Origin of the sequence: Mixta gaviniae, from assembly GCF_002953195.1 — a bacterium.
Taxonomy (GTDB): domain Bacteria; phylum Pseudomonadota; class Gammaproteobacteria; order Enterobacterales; family Enterobacteriaceae; genus Mixta; species Mixta gaviniae.
In genome coordinates this window covers 482,712-497,180 of record NZ_CP026377.1, presented here as the reverse complement: position 1 = coordinate 497,180, position 14,469 = coordinate 482,712, and the positions used below count along the sequence as shown (strand labels likewise).

The following is a 14,469-nucleotide window of genomic DNA, read 5'->3' as shown; positions in this document are numbered from 1 at the left end:
TTCTTTATTCACTGCTGTTTCCTGCACTAACGGGTTTGCCGCAGGCTTTACTGGCGCAAAAGCGTTTTAAACCGTGAGCGGTCTTCTTTTCTATTAATAGGGGGAAATGGCAAATATCACACGTTCCCTCTTTCGGTGTAAAATTCACGGCAAACTGGCAATCTGGATAGCGATCGCAGGCGTGAAAGGTTTTACCAAAACGTGAACGGCGCTGAACCAGATGCCCCTGCTGACATTGCGGACAGGCGATGCTGGTTTCATCGGGACGATCGATCATTTCTGTGTGGTCGCATTCGGGATATCGGCTACAGCCGATAAACATGCCGTACCGCCCCTGGCGTAATACCAGGTCGGCCTGACAGTGCGGACAGTGTTGCCCTTCCAGAACCTTAACGATATGTCCATCCGATTGATTCTTGAGCGGGCGGATATAATCGCATTCGGGATAATGCGAACACCCCAGAAAGGGACCGTGCTTTCCGGAGCGAATAACGAGATCTGCCCCACAGGTGGGGCAGGATTCCTGTTTTCGCACTGTGAAAAGTGCTGGTTTACTCATTGCGATATGTCACTGTTAAATAACTCAGTGCAATATTCCTTCATTGACGTCGAAAAGTAGCTCTTCCATCTGCTGATAAGCGTTTTCACATCCCGGGATGTTAAACAACACCATCAGCACGACCCATTTGAGATCTTCCAGATCGAATTCAAGCGTATCCAGAGCCATAACCCGTTCAATAACCATTTCACGCGTTTCCAGATTTAAAACCTGGATTTGCTCAAGGAACAGAATGAATCCGCGGCAGCTGGCATCAAGACGCTGACATTCTTGCTCTGTATAAATACGCATTGAGAGCGGATCGGTGGTTAACAGAATCGGAGCGACGAGACCGTCCTGATAATCTGCTAATTTTTCCAACCAGTTCAACGCATTATAAATATCATCACGATGGAATCCGGCATCAGCCAGGTCATCAGTCAGTTTATCCTGATCAACGCGCATTTCTGCTTCGCTGTGGATATAAGTTTCAAACAAGTACATTAGTACGTCGAACATGGCCTGCCCTCCTCAATCGGACATAGCCGCCGGGTACAGCTGCGATCCATCCTGCTAACTCCAGCTCAAGCAGCTTAGCTATGATGGCTGGCACAGGTTGGCCGGCACGTTCAGCGACGACGTCAACAGGTGTAACCTCATCTCCTACGTTAGCCAACACCTCGGCAAATGGCAATGGAGCATCAGCATTGTCTGAAGAATTAATTCTATTCTGTGCAGAAAGCGGTAGCCAATGCAGCGAACTGTTCATTTGTTCGAGAATATTATTCGGATGAGCCACCAGCAACGCGCCCTGCTGTATTAGCCAGTGCCCACCTTCGCTTTCGGCGCTGCCCAGCGGCCCCGGCAATGCGTAAACCTCACGGTTCTGCTCCAGCGCATAGCGCGCCGTGACCAGCGATCCGCTTCGTAAAGAGGCTTCCACTACCAGCACGCCCAGACTAAGCCCGCTAATAATACGGTTACGTCGCGGAAAGTTATGCGCATAGGGCAAGGTATAAAGAGGGAACTCTGAAATCAGCGCGCCGCCTGCGGTGATAATATCCTCTGCGAGACGCTGATGGTTCGCGGGATAGAGTTGATTCAGTCCGCTGCCCAACACGGCGAGGGTTTTGCCTTTTACCGCCAGCGCCCCCCGATGCGCCACCGCATCAATGCCGCGCGCCAGCCCGCTGGTGATCGTAAGCCCGCTTAGGGCGAGGTGCTGAGCGAAGTAATCCCCCATTGACGTCCATAGTGGGAAGCGTTGCGGCTGCCTATGACCGCCAGTTGCGGCGTAGCCAGCAGGCCTGGATCGCCGCAAACCATGATGGCCGCCGGATAACGCGCGATATCTTTCAACTGCGGCGGATAAAGCGGATCGTCAGCCGTTACTAAATAGTGTCCCGGCTCTTCCAGCCAGCGCAGCGCCTGCTCGATCCTCTCGGGTGGGACGGTCTGAAAAGCCTGAACCTGAGCCGGATCGAGCCCCGAAGCGACAACGCATGGCGCTGCGCCGTGGTCACCGTGACGCAACGCCCGCGCCGCCTGCAGCATTTTATCGCCGCAAAGCCCTTTTACGCCCATCAGGCGCAGCCATACTTCCACCGCCGTCATTTGACATTCCTTGCCAGCGCGCGCCAGCCCCCGCTTTCCCTTGCCCGCAATGCTGTCAATCAACGTGTGAAATGTCTACAATAAGAGGCAACAATGGTTTCTTCTCTGAACACAGATCTGGAAAGTTATGTCAGTTTTGCATGTATTACATTATCCCGACGATCGTCTTCGCATCGTCGCGCAGCCCGTAGCGGAAGTGAATGCGGATATTCAGCGCATCGTAGATGATATGTTCGAAACGATGTATGCCGAAGAAGGCATTGGCTTAGCCGCGACGCAGGTTGATATTCATCAGCGCATTATCGTTATCGATGTGTCGGAAAACCGGGATGAACGCCTGGTGTTGATCAATCCTGAGCTGCTGGAAGAGAGCGGTGAAACCGGGATTGAAGAGGGCTGCCTGTCGATCCCTGAACAGCGGGCGCTGGTTCCGCGCGCCGAGCGTGTAAAAGTTCGCGCGTTGGATCGTGAAGGCAAACCGTTTGAACTGGAGGCCGATGGGCTGTTGGCCATCTGCATTCAGCATGAGATGGATCACCTGGTCGGCAAATTGTTTATCGATTATCTCTCTCCGTTAAAGCGCCAGCGTATTCGTCAAAAACTGGAAAAATTAGCCCGCCTTAATGCGCGTGCTTCCTGATAGTTAAGGAATAACGTGTCCGACTCTTTAAAGATTATTTTTGCCGGCACCCCTGACTTCGCAGCGCGTCATCTTGACGCGCTGCTGTCGTCTGAACATCAGGTTGTTGGCGTATTCACTCAACCCGATCGTCCTGCCGGCCGCGGCAATAAGCTGACTCCCAGCCCGGTTAAGCTGCTTGCGCAGCAGCATAACCTGCCGGTCTTTCAGCCCAAATCGCTGCGTCCCGCTGAAAGCCAGCAGCTGGTAGCCGATCTGCAGGCTGACGTAATGGTGGTCGTGGCTTACGGGCTAATTTTGCCGCAGGCGGTGTTGGATATGCCGCGCCTGGGCTGTATCAATGTTCATGGCTCATTGCTTCCCCGCTGGCGCGGCGCCGCGCCGATACAGCGCGCACTGTGGGCCGGCGACAGCGAAACGGGCGTGACCATCATGCAGATGGATGCCGGTCTCGATACCGGCGCCATGCTACTAAAACTCGCCTGTCCAATCACCGCGACGGATACCAGCGCCACGCTGTATGACAAACTGGCTGCACTGGGGCCGCAAGGCCTGCTGACGACGCTCGCCGGGCTAAGCCAGGGCAGCATCAAACCTGAGGTGCAGGATGATGCCATCGCGACTTACGCCGAGAAGCTGAGCAAAGAAGAAGCGCGTCTCGACTGGTCTCTTTCTGCGGCGCAGCTTGAACGTTGCATCCGCGCCTTTAATCCCTGGCCGGTAAGCTACTTCAGCATTGAAGATCAGCCGGTCAAGGTATGGCAGGCGGAAGCGCTGCCGCTACAGGGTGCGTATGCGCCGGGAGAGATTGTCGCAGCGGATAAGAATGGCATTCAGGTGGCCACTGCGGAAGGCATCCTGAATATCCAGATGCTGCAACCGGCCGGCAAGAAAGCGATGTCGGCCCAGGATATTCTGAACTCACGCCGCGAGTGGTTTACGCCTGGTACTCGCCTCGCCTGATCCCAGGCCCGGTACTTACGCCGGGCCTGATTTATTGATGATTCAACTATGAAAAAAACGATCAATCTCCGCAGCCTTGCGGCACAAACCCTTGAGCGCGTGGTGGAGCAGGGGCAGTCGCTGAGCAATCTGCTGCCGACGGCGCAAAAAAACCTTTCCGATAAAGACAGCGCGCTGCTGCAGGAAATCTGCTTCGGCGTTTTGCGCACGTTGCCGCTGCTGGAAACCGCCATTCAGCAGCTGATGTCTCGCCCTTTAACCGGCAAGCAGCGCACGCTGCACTTCCTGATAATGGTCGGCCTCTACCAGTTGGTCTATACGCGCATTCCTCCTCATGCCGCGTTGGCGGAGACGGTAGAAGGCGCGGCCGTTTTAAAGCGTCAGCAGTTTAAGGGGCTGGTGAACGGCGTGCTGCGTCAGTTCCAGCGTCAGCAGGAAACGTTACTGCCGGAGCTGGAGGCGGGCCCGCAGCGCTTCCTGCATCCCGCCTGGCTGCTAAAGCGTTTGCAGCTGGCGTGGCCGGAACAGTGGCAGCAGATTGTCGAGGCGAATAATCAGCGGCCGCCGATGTGGCTGCGTGTCAATCGCCAACACCATAGCCGCGAGCAGTGGCTGGCGCTGCTGCAGGAGAGCGGCAATAATGCGACGCCGCATCCGCTCTACCCTGACGCCCTGATGCTGGAAAGCCCAACGTCAGTAGGGCAGCTTCCCGGTTTCGATCGTGGATGGGTGACTGTGCAGGATGCCTCTGCTCAGGGCTGCGTCACCTACCTGGCGCCACAAAATGGCGAGCATATTCTTGACCTGTGCGCCGCGCCCGGCGGTAAGACCACCCATATTCTCGAGGCGGCGCCTGAAGCCAGCGTAATGGCGGTCGATGTGGATGCGCAGCGCCTGAAGCGCGTATACGAAAACCTGCAGCGTCTGAATATGCAGGCGGACGTTAAACAGGGCGACGGACGTTTTCCGGATCAGTGGTGCGGCGAGACGCTGTTCGATCGCATTCTGCTCGATGCGCCCTGCTCCGCCACTGGCGTGATCCGCCGCCATCCCGATATCAAATGGCTGCGACGCGATCGGGATATCGTTGAGCTGGCGGCGCTGCAGCGTGAGATCCTTGATGCTATTTGGCCTCGCCTGAAGTCAGGCGGCACGCTGGTTTATGCAACCTGTTCAGTCCTGCCCGAAGAGAATCATCTGCAGATTGAACAGTTCCTTGCGCGTCACGCCGATGCCGAACATATTCCTCTGGCGGAAGGCCCGCATCTCGGGCTGCAGAGTTTCCCGCATCCCCAGGGCGGCGATGGTTTCTTTTACGCTAAGCTGATTAAAAAATAATGTGGCATGCGCTGCGACAACCCATAAGTTGAAACAACGATGAAGATAATCATTCTCGGAGCAGGTCAGGTAGGCGGCACGCTGGCTGAAAACCTGGTAGGCGAAAATAACGATATCACCGTAGTGGATACGGATGCGATGCGTCTGCGCCAGCTGCAGGATAAATTCGACCTGCGCGTTGTACAGGGACACGGATCGCATCCGCGCATTCTACGCGAGGCGGGAGCGCAGGATGCCGATATGCTGGTTGCGGTGACCAGCTCCGATGAAACCAATATGATTGCCTGCCAGGTCGCCTATACCTTATTCAATACGCCTAACCGCATCGCACGTATCCGCGCAGCGGATTACATACGCGATGCGGAAAAGCTGTTTATTCCGGAAGCGGTGCCAATCGACCATTTGATTTCGCCTGAGCAGTTGGTCATCGATAACATCTACCGTCTGATTGAGTATCCCGGTGCGTTACAGGTGGTTAATTTTGCCGAGGGCAAAGTCAGCCTGGCGGTAGTCAAAGCCTATTATGGCGGTCCGCTGATTGGCAATGCGTTGTCGATCATGCGCGAGCATATGCCGCACATCGATACCCGCGTCGCCGCTATTTTCCGTCAGGATCGTCCTATCCGCCCACAGGGATCGACCATTGTCGAAGCGGGCGATGAGGTCTTCTTCATTGCCGCCAGCCAACATATCCGCGCCGTCATGAGCGAGATGCAGCGTCTTGAAAAACCTTACAAGCGCATCATGCTGGTAGGCGGCGGCAATATCGGCTACGGGCTTGCGCAACGGCTGGAGAAAAATTACAGCGTGAAGTTGATTGAACGCAATCAGCAACGCGCGGCGGAGCTGGCAGAGCTGCTGCAGGATACTATCGTTTTTTACGGCGATGCTTCGGATCAGGAACTCCTGGCCGAAGAGCATATCGATCAGGTCGATCTTTTTATCGCCGTCACCAACGACGATGAAGCGAATATTATGTCGGCGATGCTGGCGAAAAAAATGGGCGCCAAGAAAGTAATGGTGCTGATCCAGCGGCGTGCCTATGTCGATCTGGTGCAAGGCAGCGTGATCGACATTGCGATCTCACCGCAGCAGGCAACGATCTCCGCCCTGCTCGGCCACGTGCGTAAAGCCGATATCGTCAGCGTTTCCTCTTTGCGACGCGGCGTTGCGGAAGCGATCGAAGCGATCGCTCACGGCGACGAAACCACATCGCGCGTGGTCGGCCGCCTGGTTGAAGATATTAAGTTGCCGCCCGGCACCATCATCGGCGCAGTGGTACGCGGCGATGATGTGATGATCGCCAATAACAACCTGCGCATTGAGCAGGGCGACCATGTCATTATGTTCCTGACCGACAAAAAATACGTTCCGGATGTGGAGCGTCTTTTCCAGCCAAGCCCGTTCTTCCTGTAACCGTGCGGACAGCAGGGGTGTCTGCTGTCCGGCGCGTTTCGTCCGGTGATCATTTAGCGCTTCGCCAATTGACCATGGCAAACTGTGATTCGTTTGTTAGACTTTATGCTTTGGCAATGGAGAGGAGCTGTTTATGAGTTTTTTCAAAGAATTCCGTGATTTCGCTATGCGCGGCAACGTGGTCGATCTCGCTGTTGGTGTGATCATCGGTGCCGCCTTCGGCAAAATCGTCTCATCACTGGTTGCGAACATCATTATGCCGCCGCTGGGATTGCTGATCGGCGGGGTAGATTTCAAACAATTCAAATGGATACTTAAACCTGCACAGGGCGAAACACCGCCGGTGGTAATGGAATATGGTATCTTTCTGCAGAATATTTTCGACTTTATTATTATCGCTTTTGCTATCTTCATCGCTATCAAACTGATGAATAAGCTGCACAAGAAGAAAGAAGTTGAAAAACCGGCGCCGAAACCAAGCGCGGAAGAGACTTTATTGACGGAAATCCGCGATCTGCTTAAACAGCAAAACGGCAAAGTGTAACGCTGCCGGCAAGAAGCCGATATTAAGCCGCCGGAAAAGCGGCGGCGAACATGGCGCCATTAAGCAGAAGGCCAGTGGTAAAGTCCGCTTTACCACTGGCCTCCCAGCCCGCCTTTTTGTTGTGTTTATCTTTACGCCGATAGCTGCCCTTGCCTTTTACGTTCACTTCAACGCGCATTTTAAATAATGGATCGTGAAGCAGCGCTTCAACGGCGTTATCTTTGATCTTGCCTTTTTTATGCTGATAACCTGACATGGTCGCTCCTCATTGAAATGTCGGGTATGTATATAGAACGTCTGCCGTATCAATTCAAGATAACAGCAAACTATTTTTCGCAGAACGCATCTATCTTAGAACACCCTATGTCTCGCTGCCTATAGGCCACCGGACGCCTTATCGATCCTCAAAGCGTTGTCCAATCGCGTCCCGGTACTGGCCGGAAAGGAAATCGGTACTCATTCCCGCCTGTTTAAGCTTGATTTCTAACAGGCGCAAACGCCTGGCGTAGCCGTCACGCGCATTATCATCCGGATCCAGCCCCTGCAACAGATCGTGGATCTCTATCGCCTCACGGCGCAGCTCCAGCTCGGGGGGCAGATAGCCAGCGTTTTTCAATAAGCGATAACCTGCTCGCAGCTCCGGAGGGACATGGCTGTCATCATCCAGCACCAACGGCGCGCCTTCACCCGGTAAACCGGTAAGCTCGCCCTTTTCCTGAGCGTCGCGAATATGTTGTTCAGCAAGCTGATCGATAAGCCACATAGCATACTCCTGAAAAATTACAGGTTCATAGCATAGCGCAGACTAAGAGAGGGTGAGAGCGGAGGATAAAACAGACATAAAAAAACCGGGCACCAGGCCCGGTTTCTTCAATATACAGCAGATTACTCTGCTGCAGCTTCTGCTTGAGCTTCTGGACGATCAACCAGCTCGATGTAAGCCATCGGAGCGTTGTCACCAGCGCGGAAGCCACACTTCAGAATACGAGTGTAACCACCGGCACGGCTCGCGAAACGCGGGCCCAGCTCGTTAAACAGTTTTGCCACGATCTCGTTATCACGAGTACGGGCGAATGCCAGACGACGATTAGCTACGCTGTCGGTCTTGGCAAGAGTAATCAGCGGCTCAACTACGCGACGCAGCTCTTTCGCTTTCGGCAGGGTCGTCTTGATGATCTCATGACGAACCAAAGAGCCGGCCATGTTGCGGAACATAGCCTGACGATGGCTGCTGTTGCGGTTCAGTTGACGACCACTCTTACGATGGCGCATGACCTTATCCTTCTCAGTAAAACCTTAACCTGCGATCCGGTTATTCATCAGCAATGCTTGCCGGCGGCCAGTTTTCCAGGCGCATGCCCAGAGACAGACCACGTGAAGCAAGCACATCTTTAATCTCGGTAAGAGATTTTTTACCCAGGTTAGGCGTTTTAAGTAGCTCAACCTCGGTACGCTGTACCAGATCACCGATGTAGTGGATAGCTTCTGCCTTGAGGCAGTTAGCAGAGCGGACAGTCAATTCCAGATCGTCAACAGGGCGCAGCAGGATCGGATCGAATTCTGGTTTCTCTTCTTTAACTTCCGGCTGACGTACATCACGCAGGTCAACGAAAGCTTCCAGTTGTTCAGCCAGAATGGTAGCCGCACGACGAATCGCCTCTTCAGGATCGATAGTGCCGTTGGTTTCCATCTCGATGACCAGCTTATCCAGGTCGGTACGCTGTTCTACACGCGCAGCTTCAACATTGTAGGCGATACGGTCTACAGGGCTGTAGCAGGCGTCGACCAACAGACGGCCGATTGGGCGCTCATCTTCTTCCGAATGAATTCGGGCAGAAGCCGGCACATAACCACGGCCACGCTGAACTTTGATGCGCATGCTAATAGATGCGTTTTCATCGGTCAGATGGCAGATCACGTGCTGCGGCTTGACGATTTCGACATCACCATCATGGGTGATGTCGGCTGCAGTCACAGGGCCAATGCCAGATTTATTCAGAGTAATGATGACTTCATCTTTACCCTGAACTCTTACCGCCAGCCCTTTCAGGTTAAGCAGGATTTCCAGGATATCTTCCTGTACGCCCTCTTTTGTGCTGTACTCATGAAGTACACCATCAATCTCAACCTCGGTCACCGCGCAACCCGGCATGGATGACAGCAGAATACGGCGCAGTGCGTTACCAAGAGTATGGCCAAAGCCACGCTCTAAAGGCTCAAGGGTCACCTTGGCGTGCGTCGAACTCAATTGCTCGATATCTACCAGGCGCGGTTTTAGAAACTCTGTCACAGAACCCTGCATTGTGTCCTCTCTTTGGTACTAAGCTTTACTTGGAGTAAAGCTCGACGATCAGGTGTTCGTTAATGTCCGCAGACAGATCGGTACGTTCAGGAATACGCTTGAACACACCTTCCATCTTAGTTGCATCAACTTCCAGCCAGGTTGGCTTTTCACGCTGTTCAGCCAGCTCCAGAGCGGCTTTCACGCGAGACTGCTTTTTGGCTTTCTCGCGGATGCTGACTACGTCATTCGGAGATACCTGATAAGAAGCGATGTTAACAACGCGGCCATTTACCATAATAGATTTATGGCTAACCAGCTGACGTGCTTCTGCACGAGTGGCGCCAAAGCCCATACGGTAAACTACGTTGTCCAGACGACCTTCCAGCAGAGCCAACAGGTTTTCACCGGTGTTGCCTTTCAGACGAGCTGCTTCTTTATAATAGTTACGGAACTGACGCTCCAGCACGCCGTAGATACGACGAACTTTTTGCTTTTCACGTAACTGACCGCCGTAGTCAGACAGACGCGGTTTACGCGCACCATGCTGGCCAGGGGCTTGTTCAATCTTACACTTGGAATCAATCGCGCGAACGCCAGACTTCAGGAATAAGTCTGTGCCCTCACGACGGCTCAGCTTGAGCTTAGGACCCAAATATCTTGCCATTTTCTTTCTCCAACTATCCTAAAAACGTGCGTTATACGCGACGTTTTTTCGGCGGACGACAACCGTTGTGAGGGATCGGAGTCACATCAGTAATGTTCGTGATGCGGAAACCTGCGGCGTTCAGAGCACGAATGGTAGATTCGCGACCCGGACCCGGACCCTTAACCATAACTTCCAGGTTCTTAATACCGTAATCTTTCACGGCCTCTGCGCAACGCTCAGCAGCAACCTGTGCAGCGAACGGCGTAGATTTACGAGAACCACGGAAGCCGGAACCACCGGCTGTTGCCCAACCCAGCGCGTTACCCTGACGGTCAGTAATGGTAACGATGGTGTTGTTAAAAGATGCATGGACATGAGCCACGCCATCTGAGACTTGTTTTCTTACACGCTTACGTGCACGAACTGGTGCCTTTGCCATTATTCAATCACCCCGATTATTTCTTGATCGGTTTGCGCGGACCCTTACGGGTACGGGCGTTGGTCTTGGTACGCTGACCGCGTACTGGCAGACCACGACGATGACGCAAACCGCGATAGCAACCAAGGTCCATCAGACGCTTGATGCTCATGCTAACTTCACGGCGCAGATCACCTTCAACGACAAATTTGGCAACTTCGTCACGCAGCGTGTCGATTTGTTCTTCAGACAGCTCACTGATCTTAACATCTTCAGCGATACCCGCAGCAGCACAGATGGCCTTGGAGCGAGTCTTGCCGACGCCATAGATCGAAGTTAACGCGATCACGGCATGTTTCTGATCAGGAATGTTAATGCCTGCTATACGGGCCACTATGCACTCCTATAAATTATATATGCGCCCCATGCTGAAAAGCCCGTTTTCAGGATACTCAAATGGAAACGCACAGACATACAAAAGATTGGCTGGCTAATCTAGCCAGCTCAACCCGACTTTGCAAGAAAAATATGCGAGAAAATCAGCCCTGGCGCTGTTTGTGCTTAGGCTCGGCACTGCAAATCACGCGTACAACGCCGTCGCGACGGATGATTTTGCAGTTACGACATAATTTCTTGACGGAAGCACGAACTTTCATTTTTACTCTCCGTAACTTCTCAAGCGCCTGATCAGCGGCTATAGCCTTTCAGGTTTGCTTTCTTCAATGCAGACTCGTACTGACTGGACATCATCAGAGTTTGCACTTGAGCCATAAAGTCCATGATGACCACAACGACGATAAGCAGTGAGGTTCCACCGAAGTAGAACGGTACCTTCATCGCATCACGCATGAACTCCGGGATCAGGCAGATGAAAGTAATGTAGAGCGCACCGACCAGCGTCAGACGCGTCATCACTTTATCGATGTACTTCGCCGTTTGCTCTCCCGGACGAATTCCTGGTACAAATGCACCAGACTTCTTCAGGTTATCTGCTGTTTCACGCGGGTTGAAGACCAACGCCGTGTAGAAGAAACAGAAGAAGATGATTGCAGTCGCATAGAGTAGCACATAAAGCGGCTGTCCTGGCTGCAAATAAAGCGAAATAGTTGTCAGCCAGTTCCACCCTGTGCCGCCGCCAAACCATGAAGCGATAGTGGCCGGGAACAGGATAATGCTGGAGGCGAAAATAGCCGGGATAACCCCCGCCATGTTCACTTTCAGCGGTAAATGTGTACTCTGCGCAGCATAGACACGACGGCCTTGCTGACGTTTCGCATAGTTCACCACAATGCGGCGTTGACCACGCTCAACGAAAACAACGAAGAAGGTCACTGCAAATACGAGAACTGCAACCAACAGCAACAGAAGGAAGTGCAGGTCGCCTTGCCGCGCTTGCTCGATGGTATGGCCAATGGCCGGCGGAAGACCCGCAACGATACCCGCAAAGATTATGATGGAGATACCGTTGCCGATACCCCGTTCAGTAATCTGTTCACCCAGCCACATCAGGAACATGGTTCCCGTCACCAGGCTCACAACAGCGGTAAAATAGAAGGCAAAGCCCGGATTAATCACCAGGCCCTGCATTCCAGGCATATTCGGCAGACCGGTAGCAATACCGATCGACTGAAAAATGGCCAATACCAGAGTGCCGTAACGGGTGTACTGGCTAATCTTACGACGGCCAGCCTCCCCTTCTTTCTTGATTTCTGCCAGGGCGGGATGAACCACCGTCAGCAGCTGGATAATAATCGATGCCGAAATGTACGGCATGATACCCAGAGCAAAAATAGAAGCACGGCTTAAAGCACCACCAGAGAACATGTTGAACATTTCAATGATGGTGCCACGCTGTTGCTCAAGCAGTTTGGCAAGTACAGTGGCATCGATACCAGGGATCGGAATAAAAGAGCCAATGCGGAATACAATCAGCGCACCGATGACAAACAAAAGTCTGCGTTTCAGTTCGCCGAAACCGCCCTTGGCACTTTGAAAATCTAATCCTGGTTGCTTAGCCATCTGCTACTTATTCCTCAATTTTACCGCCAGCAGCTTCGATTGCAGCACGAGCGCCTTTAGTGACACGCAGACCGCGAACCGTTACCGGTGCAGAAACTTCGCCAGACAGAATCACTTTCGCGAATTCGATCTGAGTACCGATGATGTTCGCTGCTTTCAGCGTATTCAGGTCAACGATACCACCTTCCACTTTCGCCAGCTCGGACAGACGGATTTCCGCTGTTACCATCGCTTTGCGAGAAGTGAAACCGAATTTCGGCAGACGACGGTACAGAGGCATCTGACCGCCTTCGAAACCACGACGTACACCACCGCCAGAACGAGAATTCTGACCTTTGTGACCGCGGCCGCCGGTTTTACCGAGACCAGAACCGATACCACGACCCAGGCGTTTACCCGCCTGTTTTGAGCCTTCGGCCGGAGACAGAGTATTCAAACGCATCTGTTACTCCTCCACTTTAACCATGTAGGAAACCGCGTTAACCATACCGCGAACAGCAGGCGTATCTTCACGCTCAACGGTATGGCCAATGCGACGCAGACCCAGGCCAAGCAGCGTTGCCTTATGCTTAGGCAGACGGCCGATTGCACTGCGGGTTTGAGTAATTTTGATCGTCTTTGCCATGGTCAATTACCCCAGAATTTCTTCAACGGATTTACCACGCTTGGCAGCGACCATATCCGGAGATTTCATACTTTCCAGGCCATCGATAGTTGCACGAACCACGTTAATCGGGTTAGTAGAACCATACGCTTTAGCCAGTACGTTATGAACTCCAGCGACTTCCAGAACGGCGCGCATTGCACCGCCGGCGATGATACCGGTACCTTCAGAAGCCGGCTGCATGAACACACGGGAACCTGTGTGTGCACCTTTAACCGGGTGCTGCAGGGTGCCGTTAGTCAGCGCGACGTTAATCATGTTGCGACGGGCTTTTTCCATCGCTTTCTGGATCGCTGCCGGAACTTCGCGCGCTTTACCGTAACCAAAACCAACGCGACCGTTGCCATCACCCACTACAGTCAGTGCGGTGAAGGAGAAAATACGGCCACCTTTCACAGTTTTAGATACACGGTTTACCGCGATCAGCTTTTCCTGCAGTTCACCAGCTTGTTTCTCGATGTGTGCCATCTTAGACCTCTACCTTAGAACTGAAGGCCAGCTTCACGGGCAGCTTCTGCCAGTGCCTGGACGCGACCATGATATTGGAAACCGGAACGGTCGAAGGCAACGTCTTTGATGCCTTTTTCCAACGCGCGCTCAGCAATAGCTTTGCCTACAGCAGACGCAGCGTCTTTATTGCCGGTGTACTTCAGTTGTTCAGAGATAGCTTTTTCTACAGTAGAAGCAGCAACCAGAACTTCAGAGCCGTTCGGGGCGATGACCTGTGCGTAAATATGACGCGGGGTACGATGTACCACCAGGCGAGTAGCACCCAGCTCTTTGATCTTGCGACGTGCGCGGGTCGCACGACGGATACGAGCAGATTTCTTATCCATAGTGTTACCTTACTTCTTCTTAGCCTCTTTGGTACGCACGACTTCGTCGGCGTAACGAACACCCTTGCCTTTGTAAGGCTCAGGACGACGGTAGGCGCGCAAGTCAGCCGCAACCTGGCCGATCAGCTGTTTATCAGCACCTTTCAGTACGATTTCAGTCTGAGTCGGACATTCTGCAGTGATGCCTGCAGGCAGTTCGTGATCAACCGGGTGAGAAAAACCCAGTGACAGATTCACGACATTGCCTTTAACGGCTGCACGATAACCTACACCAACCAGCTGCAGCTTCTTAGTGAAGCCTTCGGTAACACCGATAACCATTGCGTTCAGCAGCGCACGGGAAGTACCCGCTTGCGCCCAGCCGTCAACGAAACCTTCGCGCGGAGCGAAAGTCAGAGCGTTGTCAGCATGCTTAACTTCAACAGCATTATTGATAGTACGAGTCAGCTCGCCGTTTTTACCTTTGATCGAAATAACCTGACCGTTGAGTTTTACCTCTACGCCGGCAGGAACAACGACAGGTGCTTTAGCAACACGAGACATTTTTTC

At 53.1% G+C, this 14,469-nt stretch carries 21 protein-coding genes and 1 pseudogene; 5 read left to right on the top strand and 17 right to left on the bottom strand.

Translation table 11 applies throughout. From position 1 onward, the window contains the following. Nucleotides 1–4 precede the first annotated feature (4 nt). The 3 genes and pseudogenes from C2E15_RS02255 to dprA form a co-directional block, all read right to left on the bottom strand. Entirely contained in the window at nucleotides 5–559 is a 555-nt protein-coding gene (locus tag C2E15_RS02255) for a DNA topoisomerase family protein (protein ID WP_104955956.1), read from the bottom strand. A 24-nt stretch (nucleotides 560–583) separates the two neighbouring features. Next, nucleotides 584–1,057: a DUF494 family protein Smg gene (gene smg / locus C2E15_RS02250; RefSeq protein ID WP_038629780.1), complete on the bottom strand. Its 474-nt coding sequence runs from the start codon at nucleotides 1,055–1,057 to the stop codon at nucleotides 584–586. Then, a pseudogene (gene dprA, locus C2E15_RS02245) lies at nucleotides 1,029–2,152 on the bottom strand (DNA-protecting protein DprA). The gene smg and the pseudogene dprA overlap by 29 nt, the downstream one beginning before the upstream one ends. 127 nt (nucleotides 2,153–2,279) lie before the next feature. Here dprA and def point away from each other — a divergent pair. The 5 genes from def to mscL all read left to right on the top strand — a co-directional run bounded on the left by def (nucleotide 2,280) and on the right by mscL (nucleotide 7,053). Next, entirely contained in the window at nucleotides 2,280–2,792 is a 513-nt protein-coding gene (gene def / locus C2E15_RS02240; RefSeq protein WP_104955955.1) for a peptide deformylase, read from the top strand. 15 nt (nucleotides 2,793–2,807) lie between these two features. Then, nucleotides 2,808–3,755, top strand: a complete 948-nt coding sequence (gene fmt, locus C2E15_RS02235) for a methionyl-tRNA formyltransferase (RefSeq protein ID WP_104955954.1) — start codon at nucleotides 2,808–2,810, stop codon at nucleotides 3,753–3,755. Nucleotides 3,756–3,803: 48 nt separating this feature from the next. Next, complete coding sequence (rsmB, locus tag C2E15_RS02230) at nucleotides 3,804–5,093, top strand: 16S rRNA (cytosine(967)-C(5))-methyltransferase RsmB (protein WP_104955953.1); 1,290 nt, start codon at nucleotides 3,804–3,806, stop codon at nucleotides 5,091–5,093. 39 nt (nucleotides 5,094–5,132) lie between these two features. Further along, nucleotides 5,133–6,509, top strand: a complete 1,377-nt coding sequence (gene trkA, locus C2E15_RS02225; RefSeq protein ID WP_104955952.1) for a Trk system potassium transporter TrkA — start codon at nucleotides 5,133–5,135, stop codon at nucleotides 6,507–6,509. 133 nt (nucleotides 6,510–6,642) lie between these two features. Next, entirely contained in the window at nucleotides 6,643–7,053 is a 411-nt protein-coding gene (gene mscL / locus C2E15_RS02220) for a large-conductance mechanosensitive channel protein MscL (protein WP_104955951.1), read from the top strand. A 22-nt stretch (nucleotides 7,054–7,075) separates the two neighbouring features. Here mscL and C2E15_RS02215 read toward each other — a convergent pair whose 3' ends face one another. From C2E15_RS02215 to rplF, 14 genes are all read right to left on the bottom strand, one after another. Further along, nucleotides 7,076–7,309, bottom strand: coding sequence for an alternative ribosome-rescue factor A (locus tag C2E15_RS02215; RefSeq protein ID WP_104955950.1), 234 nt, complete (start codon nucleotides 7,307–7,309; stop codon nucleotides 7,076–7,078). 138 nt (nucleotides 7,310–7,447) lie between these two features. Beyond that, on the bottom strand, nucleotides 7,448–7,816 hold the full coding sequence (locus C2E15_RS02210) for a DnaJ family domain-containing protein (RefSeq protein ID WP_104955949.1): 369 nt from the start codon (nucleotides 7,814–7,816) through the stop codon (nucleotides 7,448–7,450). A gap of 122 nt (nucleotides 7,817–7,938) precedes the next feature. Then, nucleotides 7,939–8,325 carry a 50S ribosomal protein L17 gene (gene rplQ / locus C2E15_RS02205; RefSeq protein ID WP_003850180.1) on the bottom strand — a complete coding sequence of 129 codons (387 nt, stop codon included), beginning with the start codon at nucleotides 8,323–8,325 and terminating at the stop codon, nucleotides 7,939–7,941. Nucleotides 8,326–8,365: 40 nt separating this feature from the next. Beyond that, entirely contained in the window at nucleotides 8,366–9,355 is a 990-nt protein-coding gene (locus tag C2E15_RS02200) for a DNA-directed RNA polymerase subunit alpha (RefSeq protein ID WP_104955948.1), read from the bottom strand. Nucleotides 9,356–9,380: 25 nt separating this feature from the next. Continuing rightward, entirely contained in the window at nucleotides 9,381–10,001 is a 621-nt protein-coding gene (gene rpsD / locus C2E15_RS02195) for a 30S ribosomal protein S4 (protein WP_038629769.1), read from the bottom strand. 31 nt (nucleotides 10,002–10,032) lie between these two features. Beyond that, nucleotides 10,033–10,422, bottom strand: coding sequence for a 30S ribosomal protein S11 (gene rpsK / locus C2E15_RS02190; protein ID WP_004160563.1), 390 nt, complete (start codon nucleotides 10,420–10,422; stop codon nucleotides 10,033–10,035). Between the two features lie 16 nt (nucleotides 10,423–10,438). Beyond that, nucleotides 10,439–10,795, bottom strand: a complete 357-nt coding sequence (gene rpsM, locus C2E15_RS02185) for a 30S ribosomal protein S13 (RefSeq protein WP_008457189.1) — start codon at nucleotides 10,793–10,795, stop codon at nucleotides 10,439–10,441. Nucleotides 10,796–10,940: 145 nt separating this feature from the next. Continuing rightward, nucleotides 10,941–11,057 carry a 50S ribosomal protein L36 gene (gene rpmJ / locus C2E15_RS02180; RefSeq protein ID WP_004160566.1) on the bottom strand — a complete coding sequence of 39 codons (117 nt, stop codon included), beginning with the start codon at nucleotides 11,055–11,057 and terminating at the stop codon, nucleotides 10,941–10,943. Between the two features lie 31 nt (nucleotides 11,058–11,088). After that, on the bottom strand, nucleotides 11,089–12,420 hold the full coding sequence (secY, locus tag C2E15_RS02175) for a preprotein translocase subunit SecY (protein ID WP_104955947.1): 1,332 nt from the start codon (nucleotides 12,418–12,420) through the stop codon (nucleotides 11,089–11,091). Nucleotides 12,421–12,427: 7 nt separating this feature from the next. Continuing rightward, the gene (gene rplO / locus C2E15_RS02170) at nucleotides 12,428–12,862 is read right to left on the bottom strand and encodes a 50S ribosomal protein L15 (protein WP_104955946.1); all 435 of its coding nucleotides are present in this window, start codon (nucleotides 12,860–12,862) and stop codon (nucleotides 12,428–12,430) included. Between the two features lie 3 nt (nucleotides 12,863–12,865). After that, a complete protein-coding gene (rpmD, locus tag C2E15_RS02165; protein WP_004846568.1) occupies nucleotides 12,866–13,045 on the bottom strand; it encodes a 50S ribosomal protein L30 in 180 nt (59 codons plus the stop codon). Between the two features lie 6 nt (nucleotides 13,046–13,051). Beyond that, the gene (gene rpsE / locus C2E15_RS02160) at nucleotides 13,052–13,552 is read right to left on the bottom strand and encodes a 30S ribosomal protein S5 (RefSeq protein WP_104955945.1); all 501 of its coding nucleotides are present in this window, start codon (nucleotides 13,550–13,552) and stop codon (nucleotides 13,052–13,054) included. A gap of 14 nt (nucleotides 13,553–13,566) precedes the next feature. Further along, a complete protein-coding gene (gene rplR, locus C2E15_RS02155) occupies nucleotides 13,567–13,920 on the bottom strand; it encodes a 50S ribosomal protein L18 (RefSeq protein ID WP_038629765.1) in 354 nt (117 codons plus the stop codon). Between the two features lie 9 nt (nucleotides 13,921–13,929). After that, on the bottom strand, nucleotides 13,930–14,463 hold the full coding sequence (gene rplF / locus C2E15_RS02150; protein ID WP_104955944.1) for a 50S ribosomal protein L6: 534 nt from the start codon (nucleotides 14,461–14,463) through the stop codon (nucleotides 13,930–13,932). Nucleotides 14,464–14,469 lie beyond the last annotated feature (6 nt).

Coding starts and splice junctions, on each gene's coding strand:
- C2E15_RS02255 (WP_104955956.1), bottom strand. CDS start 559: ATGAGTAAACCAGCACTTTTCACAGTGCGAAAACAGGAATCCTGCCCC.
- smg (WP_038629780.1), bottom strand. CDS start 1,057: ATGTTCGACGTACTAATGTACTTGTTTGAAACTTATATCCACAGCGAA.
- def (WP_104955955.1), top strand. CDS start 2,280: ATGTCAGTTTTGCATGTATTACATTATCCCGACGATCGTCTTCGCATC.
- rsmB (WP_104955953.1), top strand. CDS start 3,804: ATGAAAAAAACGATCAATCTCCGCAGCCTTGCGGCACAAACCCTTGAG.
- trkA (WP_104955952.1), top strand. CDS start 5,133: ATGAAGATAATCATTCTCGGAGCAGGTCAGGTAGGCGGCACGCTGGCT.
- mscL (WP_104955951.1), top strand. CDS start 6,643: ATGAGTTTTTTCAAAGAATTCCGTGATTTCGCTATGCGCGGCAACGTG.
- C2E15_RS02215 (WP_104955950.1), bottom strand. CDS start 7,309: ATGTCAGGTTATCAGCATAAAAAAGGCAAGATCAAAGATAACGCCGTT.
- C2E15_RS02210 (WP_104955949.1), bottom strand. CDS start 7,816: ATGTGGCTTATCGATCAGCTTGCTGAACAACATATTCGCGACGCTCAG.
- rplQ (WP_003850180.1), bottom strand. CDS start 8,325: ATGCGCCATCGTAAGAGTGGTCGTCAACTGAACCGCAACAGCAGCCAT.
- C2E15_RS02200 (WP_104955948.1), bottom strand. CDS start 9,355: ATGCAGGGTTCTGTGACAGAGTTTCTAAAACCGCGCCTGGTAGATATC.
- rpsD (WP_038629769.1), bottom strand. CDS start 10,001: ATGGCAAGATATTTGGGTCCTAAGCTCAAGCTGAGCCGTCGTGAGGGC.
- rpsK (WP_004160563.1), bottom strand. CDS start 10,422: ATGGCAAAGGCACCAGTTCGTGCACGTAAGCGTGTAAGAAAACAAGTC.
- rpmJ (WP_004160566.1), bottom strand. CDS start 11,057: ATGAAAGTTCGTGCTTCCGTCAAGAAATTATGTCGTAACTGCAAAATC.
- secY (WP_104955947.1), bottom strand. CDS start 12,420: ATGGCTAAGCAACCAGGATTAGATTTTCAAAGTGCCAAGGGCGGTTTC.
- rplO (WP_104955946.1), bottom strand. CDS start 12,862: ATGCGTTTGAATACTCTGTCTCCGGCCGAAGGCTCAAAACAGGCGGGT.
- rpmD (WP_004846568.1), bottom strand. CDS start 13,045: ATGGCAAAGACGATCAAAATTACTCAAACCCGCAGTGCAATCGGCCGT.
- rpsE (WP_104955945.1), bottom strand. CDS start 13,552: ATGGCACACATCGAGAAACAAGCTGGTGAACTGCAGGAAAAGCTGATC.
- rplR (WP_038629765.1), bottom strand. CDS start 13,920: ATGGATAAGAAATCTGCTCGTATCCGTCGTGCGACCCGCGCACGTCGC.
- rplF (WP_104955944.1), bottom strand. CDS start 14,463: ATGTCTCGTGTTGCTAAAGCACCTGTCGTTGTTCCTGCCGGCGTAGAG.